The sequence below is a fragment of the Deferrisoma palaeochoriense genome (assembly GCF_054656955.1).
The window spans coordinates 25,864-47,802 of the sequence record NZ_BAAHXI010000027.1 but is presented as its reverse complement, the minus strand read 5'-3'; the positions used below and the strand labels follow the sequence as shown (position 1 = coordinate 47,802).

Sequence of the window (21,939 nt, the reverse complement as noted above, 5' to 3'; positions counted from 1 at the left end):
GGCCAAGCGGACTGGCGAAAACGCCCAGAGTTTCTGAGTGCCTCCGTCCACGCGGCTGAGTGACGGATGCAGCGTAAGCCGGATGCCGCACTCACGCACGGCCGGAAGCAGGTCCCATGCCCCCGCGATCTCCTTGCGCGCCTCTATTGGCGCCGGGTTCATAGGACGCTCACGGCCTTCGCAGTTTCGTCGAGTTCACCCTCGATCCGCCGTTGAGGCCGGCTCCTAAGGCGCCGCACGCCCTGCGCCTGGGCCCCGGCTTCACAGCCGGGCGATCTCCCGGAGGGCCCGGACCAGGGCCTCGGCGTCGGCCAACGAGTTCAGCGCCCCGAAGCTCGCCCGGACCGAGCCGGCCGGGAACGACCCCAGGGCCTTGTGAGCGAGCGGCGCGCAGTGGAGGCCCACCCGGACCGCGATGCCGTGGAGCTCGTCCAGGGCGAACCCCACGTGGGCGCCGTCCCGGCCCTCGAGGTTGAACGACACCACGGCCACCCGCTCGGCCGGGTCCTCCGGGCCGTAGAGCACGAGCCCCGGGATCCGCCGAAGCTCGGGAAGCAGGACCCCGAGGATCTCCTCCTCGTGGCGCCGGACGGCCTCGACCCCCCGGCCGAGAAGCCACTCGACCCCCGCCCCGAGCCCCGCGATCCCGGGGGTGTTCAGCGTGCCGCCCTCCAGGGCCTCGGGCATCTCGGCCGGCATCCGGGGCTCCTCGCTCCGGGTCCCGGTGCCCCCGTCGAGGAGCGGCTCCAGTTCGAGATCGGGATGCACGTAGAGCACCCCGGTGCCCTGGGGCCCCAGGAGGCCCTTGTGGCCCGGGGCGGCCAGAAGGTGGCAGCCCAGGTCCTCCACGGCGATCGGCACGACCCCGGCGGTCTGGGCCGCGTCGAGCAAAAACACGATTCCCTTCTTCCGGCACAGTTCCCCCACCTCGGCCGCCGGTTGCAGGGTGCCCGACACGTTCGACGCGTGCACCAACGCCACGAGCCGGGTCTCGGGCCGGATGGCCTTCTCGATCTCGGCGGCCCGCACCCGGCCCTGGGCGTCGGCCCCCACCCGGGTCACCGAGACGCCCTTCCGCTCCAGGGCGGCCAGGGGCCGGAGCACGCTGTTGTGCTCCATCACCGAGGTGACCACGTGATCCCCCGGCCGAAGCACCCCCTTGAGGGCCTGGTTCAAGGCGTGGGTGCCGTTTAGGGTGAAGACGATCCGGGCCGGGTCGGCCACCCCGAAGAGCCGGGCCACGGCCTCGCGGGCGCCGTGGATCCGGCGGGCCGCCTCCAGGGCCCGGCGGTGGCCCGAGCGGCCGGGATTGGCCCCGAGCTCCAGGGCCTCGGCCGCGGCCCGGTACACCTCCGGCGGCTTGGGATGGGAGCTGGCGGCCTGGTCGAGGTAGATCATGGCGGCACCGGGCCGGGGCAGGAGGCGTCGCGGCCGTCGGGACCGGCGAGGCCCGGGCACCCCCCCCGGCACGAAGCCGAGAGCCCACAGGCCCCGCAGGCCTCGGGCACGGCCCCCAGCCGGGCGGCCGCCTCGGCCCGCCGGGGGGCGGCCCAGAGGCCGGTCAGGGGGGTGGAGGCGAGGTCGCCGAGGTCCACCGGGTGGGTCCGGCAGGCCACGAGCCGGCCTTCGGCCGTCACGTGGGCGAGGAACGAGGCCCCCTGGCAGCCCCGGTAGCCCGACACGTCGAGGCCCATGTCCCGGGCGAGGAAGAGATCGTGGACCCGGGCCTCCAACCCCTCGCCCTCGGCCCGCCAGAGCTCCGCGGCCCGGGCCCGGTCCCCGGCCGAAAGGGGCCGGGCCGGTGCGGGGGGGTTCAGCAGATCCACCCCGGACAGGCCGTACGCGCGGGCGAGCCGGACCGCCTCGGGCAGCTCCCCGAGCCCCTCGGGATCGCACCACAGCGCGGGCCCGAGCCGGTGGGTGGCCCCGGCCAGCGCCTCGACGCTCCGCTCCGGCCGGTAGGGGGGCAGCACCTTCACCTCGGCCTCGGCCACGGCCCGCGGCCCCAGGGCCTCGAAGGCGGCCAGAAGGGGGTCGGCGCGCCCCAGGAGCGACGGGCGGGGCCCCGAGGCCTCGGCCCACCCGTGGGCGAGGCCAGAGAGACCGGCGAGTGCCGTGGGAGCCACGTGGACCTCGACGAACAGCACCCGGGCCTCGCACAGCCGGCCCCAGAGCGCCCTGGCGAGGTCCGGGTCGGGCGGCAGATCCCAGGTCACGCGCACGGGGGCGGAGAGCTCAGGCATCGTATTTGGGCAGGGGAACCTTCAGGAACTCGACCCCCTCCTCCCGGAGGGCCTCCTCCTCGGCGGGGGTTGTGGTGCCCCGGATGTTTCGGGCCTCGGCCTCGCCCCGGTGGATCTTGCGGGCCTCTTCGGCGAACCGGTCGCCCACGTCCTCGAAATGCTTCTCCACGAACCGGGCGAGCGCGAGGAAAAAGGCCTCGGGCCGGGGCTTCTCGGCCTGCCCCGCGCCGGGGGGCGGGGTCTCGGGGGCGGTCCGCCGGGCCACGTGCACGGCCGGGGCGCTCGGCTCCTTCTTGATCTTCCCCGACCCACACAGGGGGCACACGAGGAGCCCCTCGGCGAGCTGGCGCTCGAACTCCTCCCGGTTCCGGAACCAGCCCTCGAACCGGTGTCCCTGGTCGCACGACAGATCGAACGTGATCATCGGGCCTCCGCGGACCGCTCTGCGAGGTAGGCCTCGAGCCGGTCCATGCCCTCGCGGATGTTCTCGAGGGAGTTGGCGTAGGTGAACCGGATGTACCCTTCCCCCCCGGGGCCGAAATCCACCCCCGGCGTGCACCCCACCCGGGCCTTCTCCAGGATGTCGAAGGCGAACCGGTAGACGTCGTCGGTGAGGTGGCGCACGTTCACGAACACGTAGAACGCCCCCGTGGGGTGGCACCGGAACCGGAACCCCATGGCCTCGAGCCGCTCGATCATGTAGCGCCGGCGCCGGTCGTAGGTGGCGAGCATCTCGGCCACGTGGGGGTCGGTCTGGGTGAGGGCCGCGATGCCCGCCCGTTGCACGAAGGCGTTGGCCGAGATGAAGAAGTTCTGCTGGAGCTTCTGCATGGGCCGCACGAACTCGGGCGGGGCGATCACGTACCCGAGCCGCCAGCCGGTCATGGCGTAGAGCTTCGAGAACCCGTTGATCACGAAGGCCCGGTCGGTGAACTCCAGGATCGAGTGCTCCCGGCCCTCGTACACGAGCCCGTGGTAGATCTCGTCGGACACCACGTAGGCCCCGGCGGCCTCGGCCCGACGGGCCACCTCGGCCAGCCGGTCGCGGTCGATCAGGGTGCCCGTGGGGTTGGCGGGCGAGTTCACGAGCACGGCCTTGGTCCGGGGCCCCACCGGCCCCGTGAGGTCCTCGGGCACGAACTGGAACGCGTCCTCCTCGCGCACCCGCACCCGCACCGGCTCCCCCCCGCAGAACTCGATGATCGGGGGATAACAGGCGTAGCACGGGTCGGTGACCACCACCTGGTCCCCCGGGTCCAGGAGCGCCGCGAAGGTGAGGAACAGGGCCGGCGACGACCCCGAGGTCACGATCACCCGCTCCGGGTCCACGTCCACCCCGTACCGGGCCCGGTAGTGGGCCGCGATCTCGGCTCGCAGTTCGTGGATCCCCAGGCTGTGGGTGTAGTGGGTCTCCCCCCGCTCCAGGGCCTCGGCGGCGGCCCGCCGCACGGGCTCGGGGGTGTCGAAGTCGGGCTCCCCGACCTCGAGGTGCACGATGTGCGCCCCGCCCCGCTCCATGGCCACGGCGGTTTCCAGCACGTCCATCGCGATGAAGCTCGGCAGCGCCTGGGCCCGGCGGGAAACCGGCGAGGCGCATCGGGCCTGGGACGTTTCGGTCATGGGTGCTCTGCCCCCGGTGCACGAAGAAGTAACGGATTCCGCGATCGGCCCCTTGCCCGACGCGGAGCGGCCCCCCGGAGTCCTGCAAAGGCAGCTTTCGCCCCCCCGGGCCTTGCGGGCTTTGCTGGCTTTGCGAGCCTTCCAGCTTTCCAGCCGCCTAGCCGCCTAGCCGCCTAGCCGCCCAGCCGCCCAGCCGATCATAACAGCCGGTTTTCCCAACCGGCAAGGCGAGCTTGCCCCGGCGGGCCGGCTGGCTTAGCCTGGACCCTCGACGTTTGCGCCGGTCAAGGAGGCCGAGATCATGGTGCGGGTGCTCTTCGAGATCAGCCTCCCCGAGGCCGCCCTGGAGGAGATCGCGGGGCTCCTCGAGCCCGGCCGGTTGGCACCGGGGGCCGGCGGGGGCGTGCAGTTCTCGGGCCGGGGGCGGGGCTGCGAGGGGCCGGCCGTGGGGGGAGATGCCCGCTGGACCCCCTGCTGGATCACCCTGGAGTGGCCCGAAACGCCGCCCGCGGCGGAGGCCCGGCGGGCCCTGGAGGTCCTGAAGCGCGCGCTGGCCGCGGCCTGTGAGCCCTTCGGCTTGGAGCTCCGGGCCATACCCGCCACGGCCCAGGTGGGCGACGCCTACCTGCGGTTCAAGGACCTCCCCGACGTGGCGGACGAACTGGAGTGAGGGAGACAACCCCCGGCCATGGAACCCCTGGCGTTTCGGGAGGACATCCTGCCGCCGCTCCTAGCCCTCGTGCTCTCGGTCGCGGCGCACCTGGCGGCCGCCTGGTGGTTCCCCGGGCCCGGGGCACCGGACCGGAGGGAACCCGAGGCCGTGCTCGTGGAGATGCGAGAACTCCCGGCCGAACCGGCCCCCGCGCGGGACCGGCGGCCCCGCCCCCCGGCCCGGCCCAGGCGCCGGCCGAAGGCCGAGCCAAAGCCGGAGCGGACGCCCAAGCCGCCCCCCAAACCGGAACCGGCGCCACACGAGGCTCCGCCGCCGCCCGCGACCCCATCCCCGGCGCCCCGACCCGAGGAGGCCCCGCCGGCCCCGCGTCCCGGGACGGTCGCGGAGGCGGCCCCCGCTCCCGAGGCCGAGCCCCGGCCGGCTCCGCCGCCCCTCGCCGCGCTCCTACCCCGGAGCCAGGACCTCGCCGCCGCCGTGCGGGAACCGCCCGACCCCACCGCGGGCGCCGAGGAGGTGACCCTGCAGCTCGGGGCGGCCGACCCGCGCTACCGGGGATACCTCGACCGGGTGCAGGCGGCGATCGACGTGTCGTGGCGGTGGAAGGAGGCGCTCCTGGCGGCGGGCCGGCCCGGTTCCGTGACCGTGGGCTTCACGATCACGGCCGATGGCCGGGCCGAGGAGATCGAGATCACCCGGAGCTCGGGGAGCCCGGTGCTCGACGACGAGGCGGCCGAGGCCGTGCGCCGGGCGGTGTTCCCGGAATTCCCCCGGCACTGGAGCATCCGGCGCCTGCGGCTCTTCGCCCAGTTCGAGTACCGGTTGGAGTGACGACCGTGGGGACGGGTGGACGGTGGGACGTGCGGACGCTGGGATGCGTGGACGTTAGGACGCGAGGACGTGGGGACGGTAGGACGTTGGGACGCTTGGACGTGCGGACGGAACCTCCCCACGCCGGAGCCGCCCGGCCGCCCAGCCGCCTAGCCGCCTAGCCGCCTCGCCGCCTCGCCGCCTCGCCGGCTGGCGCGTCCTAGCGTCCGCGCCGACTCACTCCTTCGAGATCTTCTCCAGGGCCTGTTTCACGGCCTCCTCGGTGGAGCGAACGGTGTCGGCCACGTCCTTGGCCCGCTCCAGGGGCTCGAGCACGGCCCGGCCGTCGGCCCGGCCCTGGAGGACCCCCAGGTCCCGGGCCAGCAGATACCCGACGCCCAGGAGCCCGAGCAGGATCACGATCCAGCCGATTCCCTTCATGGGTCTCACCTCCGGGTGCTGCGTCGTTCCCCCTTTCCATCGGACGAGGAGGTCCCCCCCTTGAACCCGTTCGTCCCCTTTCCCGAACCCCGGGTGTTCGGCGTGTTCCAGGCCCGGCGCCAGCGGTTCCTGGCCGACGTGGTGCTCGACGACGGCACCCCCACGGTGGCGCACTGCCCGAACACCGGCTCGATGAGGGGGTGCCTCTTCCCGGGGCACCGGGCGCTCCTGTGGGACAGCCGAAACCCCAAACGGAAACTCCGCTACACCTGGAAGGCGATCGAGGCCGACGGGTTCTGGGTGGGGGTGGACACCGGCGTGCCCAACCGGCTCGTGGCCGAAGCGGTGCGACGCGGGGCGATCCCGGGGCTTTCCGGGTTCGACCAGATCCAGCGGGAGCGCCCCATGGGGGAGCGGAGCCGGGTGGACCTGGTGCTTCGGGGCCCGGCGGGCCGGTGCTGGGTCGAGGTCAAGAACGTGACCCTCGTGGAGGACGGGGCCGCCCGGTTCCCCGACGCCGTGACCGCCCGGGGGCTCCGGCATCTGGAGGAGCTCGCGGCCCGGGTGGCCGAGGGCGACCGGGCCGCCATGGTGTACGTGGTGCAGCGCGAGGACGGCCGGCGGTTCGAACCCGCGGCCGACATCGACCCGGCCTATGCCGAGGGCCTGGCCCGCGCCGCCCGGGCCGGGGTGGAGGTCTACGCCCTCGGCACCCGGGTGACCCCCGAGGGGGTCGCGGCCACCGGGCTTTTGCCGGTCCGGCTGGATCCCGCGTGAACGTCTCCCCTTGTGCCCCGGGATTCGCGCGCTAGGCTTGCCCCCGCGAAGGCGGCGACCCACGGCTCTCCGGGAGGGCGCCCGTGTCCGGGCGTGCCGGTCCCGCGCCCGGGAAAGGAGGAAAGCCATGAGGTTCGGCCGCGCCCTCGTCTCCGCTCTGTTCGCCTGCCTCGTCCTCGCGCCTCCCTCCCCGGCCGCCACCTGCCGCAACGGGATCCAGCCGGGCGGCGCCCTTTACCGGATCTGCGTGCCCGATCCGTGGAACGGCGATGTTCTCGTGTTCGCCCACGGGTACGTCTCGCCCCTGGAGCCGGTCGCGATCCCCGAGAACCAGCTCGTGCTCCCCGACGGCACCTCCATCCCCGACCTCGTGACCGGGCTCGGGTACGCCTTCGCGGCGACGAGCTACCGGGACACGGGACTCGTGATTCCCGAGGCGGTGGAGGACGTCCGGGAGCTCGTGGAGACCGTGTTCCCGGCGGAGGGCCTCTACCCGACCCGGGTTCTCCTCGCCGGGGCGTCCGAGGGAGGGGCGGTGACCGTGCTGGCCCTGGAGGAACACCCGGATCTCTTCTCCGGCGGGCTCGCCGCCTGCGGCCCCGTCGGGAGCTTCCAGCGGCAACTGGACTACGTGGGGGATTTCCGGGTCCTTTTTGACTACTTCTTCCCGGGGGTGCTGCCGGGAACCGCGGTCGAGATCCCGGAGGAACTGATCGCCCGGTGGGACGACGTGTACGTCCCCCGGGTTCTCGCCGCGATCCGCGCAAATCCACACGCCACGGAGCAGTTGCTCCGGGTGGCCCGGGCGCCCGTGGACCCGGCCGTTCCCGAAACCGGGGCCCAGACCGTGCTCGGGGTGCTCTGGTACAACGTGTTCGGCACGAACGACGCCCGGGAGAAGCTTGGCGGGAACCCCTACGACAACACCCGGCGCTGGTACTCGGGCTCGGACAACGACTGGCGGCTCAACCTGCGGATCCAGCGGTTCCGGGCCGACCCCGAGGCCCGGCGGGCCGTGGCGGAGGGGTACGAGACCTCGGGCCGCCTTCGGGTTCCCCTGGTCACCCTCCACACCACGGGGGACCCCATCGTCCCCTACTGGCACGAGCCCCTGTACGGGCTGAAGACCCTGTTCTCGGGCTCGGCCCTCTGGCGCACCCACTTCCGGGTGGACCGCTACGGCCACTGCGCCTTCACCACCGACGAAGTCGTGCAGGCGCTCACGGCCCTCGTGTGGCGGGTCCGGATCGCCGAGTGGCTGCGGTGAGAAGGCGCCAGCCCTTTGGGCCCTCTTTCTTGACAGCCGGGCGGCACCACCCGTAGCCTGAACCGCCATCGCCCGGGCCGGCGGCGCGCCCGGCGGCCCGGGCGAGGGGCTACGGCTGGGAAACGTCACGATAACCTGGCTCGCGGAGGCCCGACGCCTCCTAACCTCCCAGCCTCCCAGCTTCCCAGCCTTTCTTAGGATATTCCGATGTTCGGAATGGGAATGGGCGAAATCCTCCTCGTGTTGGGGATCGCCCTCATCGTGATCGGACCCAAGCGGCTCCCCGACCTGGCCCGCGCCCTGGGGCGGGGCCTGGCCGAGTTCCGCCGGGCGACCGAGGACATCCAGCGGACCATCTACCAGGAGGTCCACAAGCCCCTGGACCCCCAGGAACTCTGGAAGGACCTGGAGAAGGCCCGGGCCCAGACCCGGCCCGGCCCGCCCCCGGACACCGATGCCGAGCCCAAGCCGGCCGATCCGGAAACGCCCGAGAAAACCGACGCGGGACCCGCGTCCGGCGCGTAACCCCTTGGACCGCGACCCCCCATGACCGACACGCCCGAAACCCCGCCCCTCGACCCCGAGGACCAGGAGAAGCTGCCGTTCACGGCCCACCTGGAGGAACTGCGCCAGCGGCTCATCAAATGCGCGGTGGCCGTGATCGCCGGGTTCGCCGCGTGCTACGGGGTGAGTGAACGGCTGTTCGCGTTTTTCGTGCAGCCCCTGGTGGAGGCCCTGCCCGAGGGGAGCCACCTCGCGATGATCCGGGTGCAGGAGGGGTTCCTCACCCACCTCAAGATGGGGTTCCTGGGGGGGGTTCTGCTCGCGAGCCCGGTGATCCTGTACCAGGCCTGGAAGTTCGTGGCCCCGGGGCTCTATCCCCACGAAAAGCGCTACGTCTGGCCCTTCGTGGGCACGGCCACGCTGTTCTTCTTCGCCGGGGTCACCTTCGCGTTCACCGTGGTGTTCCCGTTCGGGTTCAAGTTCCTGCTGGCATACGCCGCCGGGGGGCCGATCCAGGCCTCGATCTCCATCGACGCCTACGTGGGGTTCGCGATCAAGCTCCTTTTGGCCTTCGGGGTGGTGTTCGAGCTGCCGGTGATCGTGTTCTTCCTGGCCAAGATGGGCCTCATCACCCATCGCACCCTGTCCCGGAACCGGGGCTACGCCGTGGTGATCATCTTCATCGCGGCGGCGGTGCTCACCCCGCCGGACGTGGTCACCCAGTTGATGATGGCCGGGCCGCTATGGGTCCTTTACGAGATCAGCATCGTGGTGGCCAGGGTGTTCGGGCCGAAACCCGGGGAGGACGAGGACGGCGAGGAGGGGGAGGACACCGAGGAAGAGCCGGCGGAACAGGGCTCACCCGCCGGCTGATCCGGCCTCTTCCCGCAGGAGCCCGAGCAGGGCCCGGGCCGCAGGCCCCAGGGCCCGGCGGGGGTGCCAAACGGCCAAGAACCGCCGGCTCACGGGGACCACCCCATCCACGGCCACGCTCCGAACCCGGCCCGTGGCCAGGGCCTCGGCCGCGGCCCTCTCCGACACGAACCCGCCGCCCAGCCCGGCCTTCACCGCTTCGAGCACCGCCGTGGTGGACCCGAGCTCGGCCACCACCCGGGGCCGCACCCGGTGCTCCCCCAGGGCCGCCTCCACCGTGCGGCGGGTTCCGGAACCCGGCTCCCGGGCCACCAGGGGCAGATCCCCCAGGTCCTCGGCCGCGATCCGGTCGGCCACCGGCCAGCCCGCCGGCACCAGGAGGACGATCCGGTCCGACCAGAGGGGCTCCGAGGCCAACTCGCCTCCCGCCGCGCTCCCCACGACCCCGAGGCATGCGTCCCCCTCCTCCACCCGCCGGAGCACCTCGCTCGTGTCGGCCACCCGGAGGATCACCCGCACCCCGGGGTGCTCGGCCTTGAACCGGGCCAGCACGGGCGGCAGCAGGTACTCCCCGGGGATCGTGCTCGCGTGCACCGCAAGCTCCCCGGCCACGAGACCCCGCAACGCAGCCGCCTCCTGGGCGAACCGGTCCCGGGAGGCCAGGGCATCGAGGGCTTTCGGAAGAAGCGCTTTCCCCGCGTCGGTGAGCTCCACCGCCCGGGGCAGGCGGTGGAAGAGCTCCAGCCCCAGTTCCTCCTCCAGCTCCCGGATCTGGCCGCTCACCGTGGGCTGGGTGAGGCAAAGCCGTTCGGCCGCCCGCGTGAACCCCCCTTCCCGGGCCACGGCGACGAAGGCCTCCAGGTGCCGGAACGTCACGCCACCACCTCGGCGAGATCCCCGCCCAGGAGTTTCTGGGCCAGGGCTTCCGACAGGAACACCAGGGCCTCCTGGTCGAGGTAGTCGAGCACCCCGCGGTCGACGAGCAGGGTGGCCCGGGCGCCGAACTCCTCGTCGGCGGGCCAGAAGAGAAGGAGGAGCGGCACCCGGGGCAGGGCGTCGATCCGGAACGCCTGGGGCGCCGAGGGGTGCTCCACCGGCCGCCCCCCCACCCGGCCCACGGCCTCGGCCAGCGCCCCGGGCTCCCCGGCGAACCCGTCCGCGATCCGGGCCGCCGAGGCCTCGAACGATTTGGCCTTGCTCACCGAGTTGGGGAGTTCCCGAAACGCGATCCACTCCCCGGCGGGGGGCCTGCCGGTCGCCCGGGTGGCGTAGATGAGAAGGAGGATCTTCACCCACACCGTCGGCGGTTCCCCCTCGGCCACCACGTCGTCCCGGAGGATTCGGTGGGGGATGCCGAGGAACGCCACCTCCACGGCCTCGGGGGGCCCCTTGTGGTAGCGCCCGCCGCACCGCTCGGCCACCTCGGCGAGGTCGCGCCCCGCGATCACGCCCCGCAGGTGCTCCAGAGCCTGCTCGCTGGAGTCGGGCTTCCGACCCCCGCCCTCGGCCCGGTCGGCCTCCAGCTTGGCCCGGATCGCGGCCCCGGCCTCCCCCAGGTGGGGGCAGCGTTCCAGGGGGTAGGCCTCCAGGTACACCGCGGTGGCAAACGCGAAACAGCCCGGCTTCCCGCAGTCGCCGCAGTTCGTGCCGGGCAGGTCTTTGAAGAGATCGAGGACTTTGTAGGACATGGCGGTTCCGTTGGGACGCGTGGACGTTCGGACGGTGGACGCGGCCCCCCCCGACACCCGGAGGGAGAAGCGAACCCGAACTGGCCGCCCCGGCCGGACTCGAGGGACGGCATCCCGGTCGCGGCAGGCCGCGACACAGGAAGCACAATCCCACCCGATTGCTGGGGTCGCTCGCTACCTATTGATACGACAACTCAACTATATCGGAATTGCAGATACCACGGGAAGCCCCAGCCGCCTAGCCGCCCAGCCGTCCAGCCGTCCTGATCCAACCTAGCTCGGCCCACTCCCGGATCCGGCGGGCGAGCGCGATCTGGTCGCGCCACGAGCCGTCCAGGTACCCCGCCCTCTCGGCCCCCACGAGGAACGCCTCGGTCTCGGGGTACAGCGGTTCCGGGTCGGCCCCCCACAGGGGGGTGCCCGGGAGCGGGTGGAAATAGTGGGCGTGGATCCGGGCCCCGAACCCGCGGTGGAGCTCTCGGCAGAGCTCGACCGTGGCCGCCTGCTCGTCGGGCGTTTCCCCCGGGATGCCGAAGATCACGTCCACGTTGGGCCGAAGCCCCGCCCCCGCGGCGTTCCCTGCCGCCGCCACCACGTCGGCCACGGTGTGGCCCCGGCCGAGGAGCCGGAGCACCCGGTCGCTTCCCGACTGGCCGCCGATCACCAGGGTGCGGTTGTGGCAGAGCCGCGCCACGAGCTCGGCCGCCTCGGGCGTCACCCGCTCGGGCCGCACCTCGGACGGGAACGTGCCCAGCACCGGCTCGGCGCCCCGGGCCCGGAGCCCCTTGAGAAGCTCCTCCACCGCCCCGAGGCCTCCCCCGTAGGCCAGGGCGTCCGGGGTGATGAACCGGATCACCCGGCGGCCCGCGGCGACCATGGGGCCCGCCGCGGCCAGCACCGCCTCCGGGCTCCGGTGCCGCACCCGCCGGCGCCCCACCGCGCAAAACCGGCACCCGCCCCGGCACCCCCGGGTGATCTCCACCGGGCCGGGCCGCGCCTCCGAAAGGGCCGGGAACGGGTCCAACTCGGCCGGACCGCCCTCGGGGTCCCGGATCACCGCCGGCCCGTCCCCGGCGGCGAGGAACGGGCCCAGGGTGCGTTCGGCCTCCCCGACGAACACGTGGTCGAACCCGAGGGTCAGGGTGCCTTCCGGATCGGCCGAGGGGTGGGTGCCCCCGGCCACCCACCGGACCCCGGGTAGGCGCGGCCTGAGGGCCGCCACCTCGTCCCGGACCCGCTCCAGGTCCGGGGTCATGAACGAGTAGAGCACCGCGGTGCCCGGCGCCGCAGCGGCCTCGAGGTCGCGAGCCGACCCGGCAGAGCGCCACGCCGCCCCGGCCGCCTCCAGGAGCGCGGCCACCGCGTTCAGCGAATACCGGTTGGTCGGGGTTTCCCGGAGGATGCAAAGGGTTGGGGGTGCCACCGCGTCGGTTCCCTTTCCTGTCCCCGTTCAGGGGAATTTGGTTCCCAGATTGGGAAGCGCGTTTCCCACTTTCCCGCTCCCTCCCCGGCGGAAACGGGCACGGACCGTGCATGGATACCGGCCGGGCGCCCCGGCGGAAGGCTTCCGCGCGGCGTGGGAGGGCAGGCCGCCACGGCACATCAGGGCAGGGCTGCCCTGGATTCCGGTACCGCCGGGGGTGCGCCGGCCCGAGGTCCCGAGTTTGTCCCGCCGAACCGCTTCGCGGCCCCGCCGCCCGGCACAAAGAGGAGGGAACGGCCATGTCCGCGAGTCGGGCCGAGTTCCGATGCCCCGGCACCACCAAGCTCCAGCGGGCGCTCCATGCGGCCCACCGCGAGGGGGTGTGGCGCGAGCCGGTCGCCGTGCGCGAACTCCTCGCGGGCATCACCGCCGCCCTGGAGCACACCATTGCGGAGAACGAGGCCGACCCTTCCCGCACCTGGGCGCTCCGGAGCCCGATCTACTGGGACCACTTCGAGATGTACCTCAAGGAAACCCTGCTCGGGGCCTGCGGCGGGCTGCCGGCCGAGTTCCGGGCGTCGGTACGGGAGGCCCTGGAGTCGAGCCTCGGGCACCTGCGCGGCCGGTATCTCTCAGCGGGGGGCCGTGAGAACGTCCACCCCCAGCGCCTCTAGCCGGTCCACCAAGGCCATGAGCGGGAGCCCGATCAGGGCCGTGTAGTCCCGGCCCTCCATCCGCTCCATCAGGGCGATCCCCAGGGCCTCGATCTTGAACGACCCCGCCGAGCCCAACGGCCGGTCGAGGTCCACATAGGCCTCGACCTGGGCCGGGGTGAGGCGCCGGAACGTCACCGAAAAGGGCTCTACCGTCGTCTCTTCCCGCCCGCCCCACACCACGGCGAGCCCGGTGTGGAACCGCACGGCCCGGCCCGACGCCCGAAGGAGTTGGGCCACGGCCCGCTCCCGGGTGCCCGGCTTCCCCAGGATCTCGCCCTCGAGCTCGGCCACCTGGTCCGACCCGATCACGATGCGCTCCGGGTGGGCTGCGGCCACGGAGCGGGCCTTCCCCAGGGCATGGCGCCGGGCCAACTCGGCCGGGGCCACCCCAGTCAGCGCCGGTTCGTCGTAGGCGGGCTCGGCCACCTCGAACGGGAGCCGGAGCCGCTCCAGGAGTTCCCGGCGGTACGAGCTCGTGGACGCGAGGATCAGGGGCAGACCGTCCATCGGGGCTCGTGCTCCTCTAAAAACGCCTCGGCCCGGGCCACGGCCTCGGCGAGCGACCGGCTGGCCTGCACCGCGCTCGCGAGCCCATGGCCGAAGGCGTAGTTCTCGGCGAAGTGGTGGGTGAACTCCTTGAGCCGGCCCAGGGCCCGTCGCTCGTCGAAGCTCTCGGCCACGAGGGCCGCGAACCTCCGGTACACCCCCGCCGGGTCAGGCCGGCCGCCCGGAAGGTCGCGGCCGAACACCCGCCGGGCGGCCTCCCGGAAGAGCCACGGGGTCCTTGCCGCCGCCCGGCCGACCATGACCCCGTCGCACCCCGTCTCCCGGAGCATCCGGCCCACATCGTCGGCCGTGGCCACCCCCCCGTTTCCGACCACGGGCACCGTAGACCACACCTTCACCCGGGCGATCCAGTCCCACCGGGCCGGCCGGCCGTAGGGTTCCCCGCGGAACCGGGCGTGCACCGTGACCCAGTCCACCCCCTCGTCCCCCAGGAGCGCCACGAGGTCCCTGAGCGGCGCCTCGTCGGGCCCCTCCCCCAGCCGGAACTTTGCCGAGAGCGGCCCCGCCCACCGGCGGCGCGCCTCCCGGACCACGGCCCGGGCCCGGGGGAGATCGGCCGCCAGGAACGCCCCGCCGCCCCGCTTCCGGGCCTGGGGCGCCGGGCACCCCAGGTTGAGGTCCACGGCGTCGGCGCCGAGGCGCTCCAGGGCCTCGACGGCCGGCGCCACGTCCTCGGGCCGGCCCACCAGGAGCTGCCAGGAGAGGGGGGTTTCCTCGGGCGTGCGGAGGAGGAACGGGTGGTCGGGCCGCTCCTGGGGAAGGGCCCGGGCGGCGAGCATCTCGGTGGAGAGGAGCCCCACCCCGCCGAGTTCCACGAGGAGCCGCCGGAGGGCCGTGTGGGTGAGGCCCGCCATGGGCGCGAGGAAGAGCGGGGGATCCACCGTGAGCCCCCGGGCCGCGAACGGCCGCCCCGCCCTCACCGCTCCCCGTCCACCCAGGTGCAGCGGAGATCCCCCCCTTCCTCGGCCTCGACCCGCACCCGCCCCCCGGGCAGGCTCACCCAGGAGAGCACCACGTCCCAGGGGAACCCTCCGGGCCGAGCCCGGACCTCCCAGAGCCCCTCCCGCCAGGCGATCTCGGCGAGCCGGACCTCCTCCACCTCGGCCAGGCCGGCCAGGGCCGCCTCCAGGTCCTCGAGGGCCCGGGGGGCCGGAAGCCCCGTCACCCGGATCCGGAGGATCTCGGGCTCCCCCGTCAGGCCCCACCCCGACCGCTCCAATGCCGCGAGGAGGGCCGCCACGAGCCGCCGGCCGGCCCGGGCGGCGGCGCGGGCCTCGGCCTCCACGCCGTCGGCCCCGGCGCCGTCGGCCGCGGTCTCCGCTTCGCCCAAGGGGTCCCCCGTAACCGCGTCCACCACCCACCCCCGGGCCGTGGCGGACGCCACCGCCCACCCCTCTTCGGGCTGCCCCTCGCCCGGCACCAGGGCGGGGCCCGAGGCCGGCGGGGGCATCGCCTGCACCGCGGCCTCCACGCGGGCCAGGAACACCACGTGGCACCCCAGGGTGCGCGCCGCCTCGATCGCCTCCTCCGCGGTGCCGTCCCCCGGGGCCGTCCGAAACCTCACGCCCTCCCGCCCGAGCGCGTCGGCGAACGCCCGCACGAACGGGGCGGCCGCGGGGCCCGGGGCGGCGGCCACGAGCACGCGGGGCCTTACGGCAAGCCGGGCCGTGGGGATCCCGAACCCGGCGAGCACCTCCAGCACCCGGTCCCGGTCGACCACGGCTTCCACCTCGGTGACCCGGCGGCCCCCCTCCACCCGGTCCGTCAGCACGGAAAGGCGCTGCACGTACCGCCCCGCCGGGCCAAGGGCCGCGAGGGCCCGGCCCCGGTCGGCCGGGGCCACGTGACGTTCCACCGCCGCCTTCACGGCCAGGTCGCTGGCCTGGGCCAGGACCTCCGGCGGCACACCGCCCCCGGCCGGCGAAGGATCGGACGACACCTCCACCACCAGGGGCAGCCCGGCCGCCCCCGCCGGCAGGGCGAAGGCGAGGCAGACGACGAGGAGAACGGCGGCCCTAGAAGTTTTCGTAGATCGCTTCAAACTTTTTCAGGGCCTCGAACGGGCGGATGTACGCGATGGCGTGCTTGTAGAGGAGAAGGTAGTTCCCCGGGGTTTTCACCACGACGCAGAAGTTGTCGAAGGCCTTGACGACCCCCTCCACCTCCTCGCCCGAGGTGAGCCGCACGGTCACCTGGGCCTTCTCGCGCCGCAGGTTGTTCAGAAACTGGTCCTGGATGTTGAGCTTCGCCTTGGCGGCCATGGGAAACCCCCTCGTCAGGAAAGGGAAACGGAAAAAAGGATCACCGAAACGGGCGCGTATCTTAGCGCCTCGCGGGAAGATTGCAAACCCATTTCCGGCGGGGAGGCCGGAAAGCCGGAAGGCTGGGAGGCTCCAACCGGCACGGCGGCGCGATGGTGAGGTCCCGGCGCCCGGCCAACTCTCCCCCCTTCCGGCGTCTCCGGGGGAACCGGGTCAGGGGCAGGGGGCCCGGGCGAACTCCCGCCAACGCGCCACCGCTTCGTCCACCTCGTCCGGCCCCACCCACTCCACGGGCATCCGGCGGAACCAGGTCATCTGGCGCTTGGCGAAGTGGCGGGTCTCCTTCTGGATCTCGGGGATCACCTCGTCCAGGGGTCGGCCCCCCACGACGTGCTCGCAGATCTGGCGGTACCCGATGGCCTGGAGCGGCGGAAGATCCGGGCCGTACCCCAGGGCGAGCACCCGCCGGACCTCCTCGACCCACCCGGCCTCCACCATGGCCAGGACCCTCTCGTCGATCCGGCGGTAGAGTTCGGCCCGTTCGACCCGGAGCGCCAGGAGGAGCGTCCGGTACCGGGCCTCCCGGAACCCGTGCTCCCGGAGGAAGGCCGAGAGCGGCCGGCCCGACACCCGCCACACCTCGAGGGCCCGCAGGATCCGGGTGCGGTCGTTGGGGTGGAGGCGCCGGGCCGTGTCGGGGTCGGCGGCCCGGAGCTCCTCGTACAGGGCCGCCGCCTCGCCCCGGTCCCACCGGGCCTCGAGTTCGGCCCGCACGGCCGGGTCCCGCCCCGGCGCGGGCGCAAGGCCGTGGAGAAGCGCCTTGACATAGAGCGCGGTGCCCCCGCACACGATGGGCACGAGGCCCCGCGCCGCGATCGCGGCGATGGCCCGGTCGGCTTCCTCCACGAACCGGGCCGCGTGGAAGGGCTCGTCGGGATCGGCCACGTCGATCAGGTGGTGGGGCACCCGGGCCCGCTCGGCCGGGGTGGGCTTGGCCGTGCCGATGTCGAGGTGCCGGTATACCTGCATGGAGTCGGCCGACACGATCTCGCCCCCGATCCGCTCGGCCACCTCGATGGCGAACCGGGTCTTCCCCGAGGCCGTGGGGCCGGTGAGGACGAGGATCGCCGGGCGGCCAGGCGGCTGGGCGGCCAGACGGCCCGGCTCGCCGGTCGTTCGCCGTTCGTCGTTCGTCGTGGCGAGGGATCCCACCAGCGGATCCCCGGCGTCGGGAACCAGCCGAACCAGCGACTGAGCCAACAACATCCTCCCGTCCTAACGTCCGCACGTCCACGCGTCCTAACGCCCGCCCTACCGCCGATGAAACATCCCCTCGAGCTCTTTGCGGCCCAGGCGGACGACCAGGGGCCGGCCGTGGGGGCAGTGGGTCGGGTGGCGGCACCGGCCCAGGGCCGAAAGGAGGGCGTGGGCCTCCGAGGCTTCCAGGGCCCTGCGGGCCTTCACGGCGGCGGCGCAGGCGGCCCGGCGGGCCACGGCGTCCCGCCCCTCGGCCGCCACCTCGGCCCCGGCCGCCAGGAGGTCCCGGACCACGGCCTCGGCCGCCCCGGCGGGGAGATCCGCCGGGGTCTCGGTGACCGCCAGCGCCGCCTCGCCGAAGGGCTCCACCCGAAACCCCAGGGACTCCAGGAGGTCCCGCCGCTCCTCGAACAGGGCCCGCTCCGTGGGGGAGCACTCCACGGTCACCGGTACAAGAAGCCGCTGCACCGGCCGGGCCGGCCCCTCGGCGAGGAACCGCTCGTAGAGCACCCGCTCGTGGGCCGCGTGCTGGTCGAGCACCACGAGTTCCCGGCCGTCGGGGTCCTGGAAGACCAGATACGTCGCCTCCACCGCCCCGAGGAACCGCAGGCCCTCGTAGGGCCCGCGCCGGGGTTCCTCGAACCGGAGCCCCGGCCGGGGAGGCGGCGGCGCGGGCCGGGATGTCCCCGCCCCCCCGAGGGCCGGGGCCTGCCGCGGGGCCCACGGCCGCGCCGGTGCCCCACCGCCCGAGCCCACCCGGCGGGCGTACCCCTCGATCGCCTCGGCCACCCGGCCGAGTTCGGGCCGGGGGGCCTCCGCGCCCCTCGGCTCGTCCGCCGTCCCCCCGGCCGCCAGCCACGGCGCCCGGGCCAGGCTCTCGGCCACGAACCCGGCCACCCACCGGAACACCCGGCCCTCGTCCCGGAACCGGACCTCCCGCTTGGCCGGGTGGACGTTCACGTCCACCTCGTCGGGCGGGATCTCGACCCACAGGAGCGCCAGCGGGTACCGGCCCGACTCCAGGAGCCCCCGGTACCCCTCGGTCACGGCCCGCACCAGGAGCCGGTCCTGCACGGGCCGGCCGTTCACGAAGAGCCGGAGGCCCTTCCGATAGCCCCGGCCCTCGTGGGGCGCCGCGAACGCGAACGTGAGCGCCCGGTCGCCCTCGCCGCTCCGGGCCCAGTGGAGCCCGCCCGGGGCCTCCGCCCCCACCACCTGGGCCGTGCGCTCCTCCAGGCTCTGGCCCGGCGGGGCCGCCAGGAGCACCCGGCCCTGGCTTCGGAGTTCGAACCCCACGTCGAAGTGCACCAGCGCCAACTGGGTGACGGTCTCCACGCAGTGGCGAAGCTCGGTGGCGTCGGTCTTGAGGAACTTGAGCCGGGCCGGCACGTTGAAAAAGAGGTCCGCCACCTCCACCGTGGTGCCCCGGGGCGCCCCGGCAGCCTCGACCGAGATCACCCGGCCCCCCTCCACCCGCACCTCGGTCGCTTCGGCCGCCCCGGGCGGCCGGGTCACGATCCGCACCCGGCTCACCGACGCGATGCTCGGCAGGGCCTCCCCCCGGAATCCCAGGGTGGTGATCCGGTCGAGGTCCTCGGCACCGGCGATCTTGCTCGTGGCGTGGCGCTCGAGGGCCGTGAGGGCGTCGTCGCGGGTCATGCCCTCGCCGTCGTCCTCCACGGCCACGAGGCGCCGCCCCGCCCCCTCCAGGAGCACCCGGACCCGGGTCGCCCCGGCGTCCACGGCGTTCTCCACGAGCTCCTTCACCACGCTCGCGGGCCGCTCCACCACCTCGCCCGCGGCGATGCGGTTCGCGATCTCGTCGGGCAGCACCCGCACCTTCCGGCGGGGGCCGGTTGGATGTTCCATGGGGATCTCCGTGTACGAGCTAGGCGGCGAGGCGGCCTGGCTGCTGGGCGGCATGAGGGCTGGAAAGCTGGAATGCTGGGAAGCTGGGAGGCCTACCCCCGTGCCCCCCGCCTGGGAGTCAGGGCAATCCTGCGCAAAACCGCTTCCGGCGGGCCTTCGGGCCCGGATCGCGGCGTGGACGCCGCTCCCACCCCCGCACCCCCGGCGCACGGCCCGCCGCCTAGCCGCCTAGCCGCCTAGCCGCCAAGCCGCCAAGCTTTACCCCCGTGACGCGTGACGGGTGAGCGGTGACGGGCGAGAACACCGCCCGGCGCCGCGCCCCTCGGCCGCCCAGCCGCCCAGCCGCCCAGCCGCCTAGCCGCCTAGCCGCCTAGCCGCCTAGCCGCCTAGCCGCCTAGCCGCCTAGCCGCCTACCCGACTCTAACACCCGCCTCCGTGCCCCCTCAAGAAGCGCGCCCTCCCTGCCGATATCTCCCAACAGGGTATGGGCGGGCACAGGTGCCACCCCCCGGAGGGGCAATCAAAAGGGATACCTCAGGGATACCTCGGCCCACCTGACCTCGACGCCGGCGCCCGGCGCCACCCGTAAAGAGACTTCATCTTCCCCGGGGGACGAGGACCAGGGGAAGGCGTTCCTACCCCCCTCCCCCTGTCCCCCTCCCGCCAGGGGAGGGGGAACCGCTTCGCGCCAGGGGCCGTTCGCCGTGTGCCTCCCTCTCCCCCCGGCGGGGGGAGAGGGCCGGGGTGAGGGGGCCACACCGCACCGTCCCAACGTCCTCGCGTCCCAGCGTCCGAGCGGAGTCGCCATGCACATCCTCGTCGTGGACGACAGCTCCGTGGTCCGAAAGAAGGCCGCCGAGATCCTCGAAGGCGCGGGGCACACCTGCGACCTTGCGGAAAACGGCCTCGAGGGCCTGAAGCTGGCCCTCACCAACCACTACGACGCCGTGCTCACCGACATCGTCATGCCCGTGCTCGACGGGCTAAAGCTCGTCATGCGGCTGCGGGCCGGCGCCAAGACCCGCCACCTCCCGATCCTGGTCCTCACGTCGCGCTCCGACGCCGACACCGTGCTCCAGGCCCGGGAACTCGGGGTGGACGGGTACCTCCTCAAGCCCCTCGATCCCGAAACCCTCCTCGACCGCCTCGCCAAGCTCCCCCGCCGGATGCCCGGCGAAACCGCTTGAAACCCCGCTATTTTCGCCCACCCCTTGTCAACCGCGCGGCCCATGGCTATACTCCCTGCCGATTCGGCCACGGACCCCTAGACCAGGGAGCAACGGGTTGCCGGACCACCCTACAGGCAAGCGACCTCGCGTTTTGCGGCGTGAGAACGGCGTTTCGGGGCTTGACACCCGTTTTGAACCGCTGTTATGCTCCGCGCGCGAGGTTTTTTATTGACCTCCACCGTCCCCTCTTGGGGCGGCTTGGTTCGGAGATAGAGAGGGTTTCGGAGGGGTAGATTCGGTTTCCCACGACCTGGCAAAAAGGAGGTGAGCCACCGGAGGAAAAAGGAGAGGGTTTCCTAGGACCGAAGGTTTTCTGAAGGGTTGGGTCAACCAACTACAGGAGGAATGGGAATGAAGAAGAAACTGATCGTCGCTCTGTCGAGCACCCTGGCCGTCGCGATGGCCCTGCCGGCCTTCGCGAAGGACCACAGCATCAACGGCTACTATCGGGCGCGCTTCATCACTGCGAACCTGTCCAAGAAGGACGACGCGGACCCGGACCGGCTCGTGGACCAGCGGTTCCGGGCCAAGTGGACCATGGGCCTCAACGAGTACGTGAGCCTCACGTACTTCGGTGAAGTGGACATGCAGTACGGCGACGCCTCCTACTCCACCTCCCGGAACCTGGGCGGCGGTTGGGGTGGGGACTCCGTGAACCTGGAAACGAAGAACCTGTACCTTGACGTCAAGATCCCCGACACCCCGGTGAGCGCCCGGCTCGGCCTGCAGGGCTTCGGGGACAACTGGGACGCGGTGCTGACCGCCTCCGACATGGCCGGGCTTAAGCTGGGCGGCGACTTCGGGATGGTCAAAGTTACGGCGGGCTGGTTCAAGCTCCAGGAGGGCCTCCTGCGGGAGGGCGCGGCGGCTCCCACGGCGAAGAGCACGCCGGCCGTCGGCGGCGTCAGCGCCGAGGACGACATCGACCTGTGGGCCCTGCAGCTCGGCTTCAAGCCCATGGACAACCTGAGCGTGGGCGTCGACGGGTACTACTTCAACGCGAACGCCGGCGGGTTTGGGTTCCCCAACTCCGCCGACGTGTACTACGTGGGTGCGAACGCCGCCTACAAAGCCGACATGTTCGACGTGAAGGGCTGGTTCGCGTACAACTTCGGGACGGTGAAGGACGGCGCGGGTAGCGACGACCTGGACATCAGCGGGTTCGCCGCGAGCGCCAAGGTGAACTTCTCGGTGGCGGGCGCCAAGCTCGGCCTGCGGGGTATCTTCTTCAGCAGCGACGACGACGCGGGCGACTCGGACGCCGAGAACTTCGTGAGCCCGAACACGGCCGAGCAGTTCTCCTTCTACAGCGACAACCTTCTCATCTTCGTGAACGACGCCTATTGGAACAGCTACGGGCAGTTCGGCTACGCCATGACCGACGCCGCCTACGCCGGCTGGGGTCTCTGGGGCGTGACCCTGTCGGGCAGCTACGTGCCGCCGATGATGAAGCAGGTTTACGTCAAGGGCGGCCTGGGCTACTTCGCTGCCCTCGAGGACGACCGGAAGACGGAGGAGAGAGAGGGTAAGAGCCTCGGCACCGAGGTGGCCCTCCGGGTCGGCTACAAGCTGGCCGAGGTCGTGGACCTGAGCCTGAACGGCGCCTACGCGTTCCTGGGCGACTTCTACGACAAGAGCGACGCCGGGAAGGACCCGGACGACCTCTACGAACTCTACGCCATGGTGAACGTGAGCTACTAAGCTCGCGCACCGGCAACGCGAAA

The 21,939-nt window shown here is 72.9% G+C and carries 23 protein-coding genes; 9 read left to right on the top strand and 14 right to left on the bottom strand.

The window, feature by feature from the left end; all coding sequences use genetic code 11:
• Positions 1 to 261: 261 nt before the first annotated feature.
• From ACYQ8L_RS09360 to ACYQ8L_RS09345, 4 genes are read right to left on the bottom strand one after another with little or no spacing between them, the layout of a single operon-like run.
• Positions 262 to 1,398 carry an aminotransferase class V-fold PLP-dependent enzyme gene (locus tag ACYQ8L_RS09360; protein WP_459941522.1) on the bottom strand — a complete coding sequence of 379 codons (1,137 nt, stop codon included), beginning with the start codon at positions 1,396 to 1,398 and terminating at the stop codon, positions 262 to 264.
• Entirely contained in the window at positions 1,395 to 2,243 is an 849-nt protein-coding gene (locus ACYQ8L_RS09355; protein WP_459941521.1) for a radical SAM protein, read from the bottom strand. Before ACYQ8L_RS09355 ends, ACYQ8L_RS09360 begins: the two co-directional genes overlap by 4 nt.
• Positions 2,236 to 2,667, bottom strand: coding sequence for a DUF1178 family protein (locus ACYQ8L_RS09350; protein ID WP_459941520.1), 432 nt, complete (start codon positions 2,665 to 2,667; stop codon positions 2,236 to 2,238). Before ACYQ8L_RS09350 ends, ACYQ8L_RS09355 begins: the two co-directional genes overlap by 8 nt.
• On the bottom strand, positions 2,664 to 3,863 hold the full coding sequence (locus tag ACYQ8L_RS09345) for a pyridoxal phosphate-dependent aminotransferase (RefSeq protein WP_459941519.1): 1,200 nt from the start codon (positions 3,861 to 3,863) through the stop codon (positions 2,664 to 2,666). The genes ACYQ8L_RS09350 and ACYQ8L_RS09345 overlap by 4 nt, the downstream gene beginning before the upstream one ends.
• 301 nt (positions 3,864 to 4,164) lie before the next feature.
• Between ACYQ8L_RS09345 and ACYQ8L_RS09340 the strand changes: the two genes are divergently transcribed.
• Both ACYQ8L_RS09340 and ACYQ8L_RS09335 read left to right on the top strand, forming a co-directional pair.
• A complete protein-coding gene (locus ACYQ8L_RS09340; RefSeq protein ID WP_459941518.1) occupies positions 4,165 to 4,533 on the top strand; it encodes a hypothetical protein in 369 nt (122 codons plus the stop codon).
• A gap of 18 nt (positions 4,534 to 4,551) precedes the next feature.
• Positions 4,552 to 5,364: an energy transducer TonB gene (locus tag ACYQ8L_RS09335; RefSeq protein WP_459941517.1), complete on the top strand. Its 813-nt coding sequence runs from the start codon at positions 4,552 to 4,554 to the stop codon at positions 5,362 to 5,364.
• Positions 5,365 to 5,580: 216 nt separating this feature from the next.
• Here the strand turns inward: ACYQ8L_RS09335 and ACYQ8L_RS09330 are convergent, their stop codons facing one another.
• Entirely contained in the window at positions 5,581 to 5,784 is a 204-nt protein-coding gene (locus ACYQ8L_RS09330; protein WP_459941516.1) for a hypothetical protein, read from the bottom strand.
• A gap of 60 nt (positions 5,785 to 5,844) precedes the next feature.
• Between ACYQ8L_RS09330 and sfsA the strand changes: the two genes are divergently transcribed.
• The 4 genes from sfsA to tatC all read left to right on the top strand — a co-directional run bounded on the left by sfsA (position 5,845) and on the right by tatC (position 9,205).
• On the top strand, positions 5,845 to 6,561 hold the full coding sequence (gene sfsA / locus ACYQ8L_RS09325; RefSeq protein WP_459941515.1) for a DNA/RNA nuclease SfsA: 717 nt from the start codon (positions 5,845 to 5,847) through the stop codon (positions 6,559 to 6,561).
• A gap of 127 nt (positions 6,562 to 6,688) precedes the next feature.
• Positions 6,689 to 7,828: a prolyl oligopeptidase family serine peptidase gene (locus ACYQ8L_RS09320; protein ID WP_459941514.1), complete on the top strand. Its 1,140-nt coding sequence runs from the start codon at positions 6,689 to 6,691 to the stop codon at positions 7,826 to 7,828.
• 222 nt (positions 7,829 to 8,050) lie between these two features.
• A complete protein-coding gene (locus ACYQ8L_RS09315) occupies positions 8,051 to 8,353 on the top strand; it encodes a twin-arginine translocase TatA/TatE family subunit (RefSeq protein ID WP_459941513.1) in 303 nt (100 codons plus the stop codon).
• Positions 8,354 to 8,374: 21 nt separating this feature from the next.
• On the top strand, positions 8,375 to 9,205 hold the full coding sequence (tatC, locus tag ACYQ8L_RS09310; protein ID WP_459941512.1) for a twin-arginine translocase subunit TatC: 831 nt from the start codon (positions 8,375 to 8,377) through the stop codon (positions 9,203 to 9,205).
• Here tatC and ACYQ8L_RS09305 read toward each other — a convergent pair.
• The 3 genes from ACYQ8L_RS09305 to ACYQ8L_RS09295 form a co-directional block, all read right to left on the bottom strand.
• Entirely contained in the window at positions 9,191 to 10,081 is an 891-nt protein-coding gene (locus ACYQ8L_RS09305; protein ID WP_459941511.1) for a LysR substrate-binding domain-containing protein, read from the bottom strand. The genes tatC and ACYQ8L_RS09305 overlap by 15 nt on opposite strands.
• The gene (locus tag ACYQ8L_RS09300) at positions 10,078 to 10,893 is read right to left on the bottom strand and encodes a DUF3786 domain-containing protein (RefSeq protein ID WP_459941510.1); all 816 of its coding nucleotides are present in this window, start codon (positions 10,891 to 10,893) and stop codon (positions 10,078 to 10,080) included. The genes ACYQ8L_RS09305 and ACYQ8L_RS09300 overlap by 4 nt, the downstream gene beginning before the upstream one ends.
• Positions 10,894 to 11,131: 238 nt before the next feature.
• Positions 11,132 to 12,316 (bottom strand): TIGR04013 family B12-binding domain/radical SAM domain-containing protein, encoded by a 1,185-nt coding sequence (locus tag ACYQ8L_RS09295; protein ID WP_459941509.1) that lies wholly within the window; start codon positions 12,314 to 12,316, stop codon positions 11,132 to 11,134.
• Between the two features lie 299 nt (positions 12,317 to 12,615).
• On the opposite strand from ACYQ8L_RS09295, the gene ACYQ8L_RS09290 reads away from it, so the two are divergent.
• On the top strand, positions 12,616 to 12,990 hold the full coding sequence (locus tag ACYQ8L_RS09290; RefSeq protein ID WP_459941508.1) for a hypothetical protein: 375 nt from the start codon (positions 12,616 to 12,618) through the stop codon (positions 12,988 to 12,990).
• On the opposite strand, the gene ACYQ8L_RS09285 is transcribed toward ACYQ8L_RS09290, so the two are convergent.
• The 6 genes from ACYQ8L_RS09285 to mutL all read right to left on the bottom strand — a co-directional run bounded on the left by ACYQ8L_RS09285 (position 12,949) and on the right by mutL (position 18,986).
• Positions 12,949 to 13,539 carry a Maf family protein gene (locus tag ACYQ8L_RS09285; RefSeq protein ID WP_459941507.1) on the bottom strand — a complete coding sequence of 197 codons (591 nt, stop codon included), beginning with the start codon at positions 13,537 to 13,539 and terminating at the stop codon, positions 12,949 to 12,951. The two genes, ACYQ8L_RS09290 and ACYQ8L_RS09285, sit on opposite strands and share 42 nt — an antisense overlap.
• Positions 13,521 to 14,519 carry a tRNA dihydrouridine synthase gene (locus tag ACYQ8L_RS09280; RefSeq protein WP_459941506.1) on the bottom strand — a complete coding sequence of 333 codons (999 nt, stop codon included), beginning with the start codon at positions 14,517 to 14,519 and terminating at the stop codon, positions 13,521 to 13,523. The genes ACYQ8L_RS09285 and ACYQ8L_RS09280 overlap by 19 nt, the downstream gene beginning before the upstream one ends.
• Positions 14,516 to 15,640, bottom strand: coding sequence for a hypothetical protein (locus tag ACYQ8L_RS09275; RefSeq protein ID WP_459941505.1), 1,125 nt, complete (start codon positions 15,638 to 15,640; stop codon positions 14,516 to 14,518). Before ACYQ8L_RS09275 ends, ACYQ8L_RS09280 begins: the two co-directional genes overlap by 4 nt.
• Entirely contained in the window at positions 15,615 to 15,860 is a 246-nt protein-coding gene (gene hfq, locus ACYQ8L_RS09270; RefSeq protein WP_459941504.1) for an RNA chaperone Hfq, read from the bottom strand. The genes ACYQ8L_RS09275 and hfq overlap by 26 nt, the downstream gene beginning before the upstream one ends.
• Positions 15,861 to 16,073: 213 nt before the next feature.
• Positions 16,074 to 17,015 (bottom strand): tRNA (adenosine(37)-N6)-dimethylallyltransferase MiaA, encoded by a 942-nt coding sequence (miaA, locus tag ACYQ8L_RS09265; RefSeq protein WP_459941524.1) that lies wholly within the window; start codon positions 17,013 to 17,015, stop codon positions 16,074 to 16,076.
• 156 nt (positions 17,016 to 17,171) lie between these two features.
• Entirely contained in the window at positions 17,172 to 18,986 is a 1,815-nt protein-coding gene (mutL, locus tag ACYQ8L_RS09260) for a DNA mismatch repair endonuclease MutL (protein WP_459941503.1), read from the bottom strand.
• An 806-nt stretch (positions 18,987 to 19,792) separates the two neighbouring features.
• Here mutL and ACYQ8L_RS09255 point away from each other — a divergent pair.
• Both ACYQ8L_RS09255 and ACYQ8L_RS09250 read left to right on the top strand, forming a co-directional pair.
• A complete protein-coding gene (locus ACYQ8L_RS09255) occupies positions 19,793 to 20,173 on the top strand; it encodes a response regulator (RefSeq protein ID WP_459941502.1) in 381 nt (126 codons plus the stop codon).
• Between the two features lie 393 nt (positions 20,174 to 20,566).
• Positions 20,567 to 21,916, top strand: a complete 1,350-nt coding sequence (locus ACYQ8L_RS09250; protein WP_459941501.1) for a hypothetical protein — start codon at positions 20,567 to 20,569, stop codon at positions 21,914 to 21,916.
• Positions 21,917 to 21,939: the final 23 nt, after the last annotated feature.

Coding starts and splice junctions, on each gene's coding strand:
- ACYQ8L_RS09255 (WP_459941502.1), top strand. CDS start 19,793: ATGCACATCCTCGTCGTGGACGACAGCTCCGTGGTCCGAAAGAAGGCC.
- tatC (WP_459941512.1), top strand. CDS start 8,375: ATGACCGACACGCCCGAAACCCCGCCCCTCGACCCCGAGGACCAGGAG.
- ACYQ8L_RS09250 (WP_459941501.1), top strand. CDS start 20,567: ATGAAGAAGAAACTGATCGTCGCTCTGTCGAGCACCCTGGCCGTCGCG.
- ACYQ8L_RS09315 (WP_459941513.1), top strand. CDS start 8,051: ATGGGCGAAATCCTCCTCGTGTTGGGGATCGCCCTCATCGTGATCGGA.
- ACYQ8L_RS09350 (WP_459941520.1), bottom strand. CDS start 2,667: ATGATCACGTTCGATCTGTCGTGCGACCAGGGACACCGGTTCGAGGGC.
- ACYQ8L_RS09290 (WP_459941508.1), top strand. CDS start 12,616: ATGTCCGCGAGTCGGGCCGAGTTCCGATGCCCCGGCACCACCAAGCTC.
- ACYQ8L_RS09340 (WP_459941518.1), top strand. CDS start 4,165: ATGGTGCGGGTGCTCTTCGAGATCAGCCTCCCCGAGGCCGCCCTGGAG.
- ACYQ8L_RS09335 (WP_459941517.1), top strand. CDS start 4,552: ATGGAACCCCTGGCGTTTCGGGAGGACATCCTGCCGCCGCTCCTAGCC.
- ACYQ8L_RS09330 (WP_459941516.1), bottom strand. CDS start 5,784: ATGAAGGGAATCGGCTGGATCGTGATCCTGCTCGGGCTCCTGGGCGTC.
- ACYQ8L_RS09345 (WP_459941519.1), bottom strand. CDS start 3,863: ATGACCGAAACGTCCCAGGCCCGATGCGCCTCGCCGGTTTCCCGCCGG.
- ACYQ8L_RS09285 (WP_459941507.1), bottom strand. CDS start 13,539: ATGGACGGTCTGCCCCTGATCCTCGCGTCCACGAGCTCGTACCGCCGG.
- ACYQ8L_RS09360 (WP_459941522.1), bottom strand. CDS start 1,398: ATGATCTACCTCGACCAGGCCGCCAGCTCCCATCCCAAGCCGCCGGAG.
- ACYQ8L_RS09300 (WP_459941510.1), bottom strand. CDS start 10,893: ATGTCCTACAAAGTCCTCGATCTCTTCAAAGACCTGCCCGGCACGAAC.
- ACYQ8L_RS09355 (WP_459941521.1), bottom strand. CDS start 2,243: ATGCCTGAGCTCTCCGCCCCCGTGCGCGTGACCTGGGATCTGCCGCCC.
- hfq (WP_459941504.1), bottom strand. CDS start 15,860: ATGGCCGCCAAGGCGAAGCTCAACATCCAGGACCAGTTTCTGAACAAC.
- ACYQ8L_RS09320 (WP_459941514.1), top strand. CDS start 6,689: ATGAGGTTCGGCCGCGCCCTCGTCTCCGCTCTGTTCGCCTGCCTCGTC.
- mutL (WP_459941503.1), bottom strand. CDS start 18,986: ATGGAACATCCAACCGGCCCCCGCCGGAAGGTGCGGGTGCTGCCCGAC.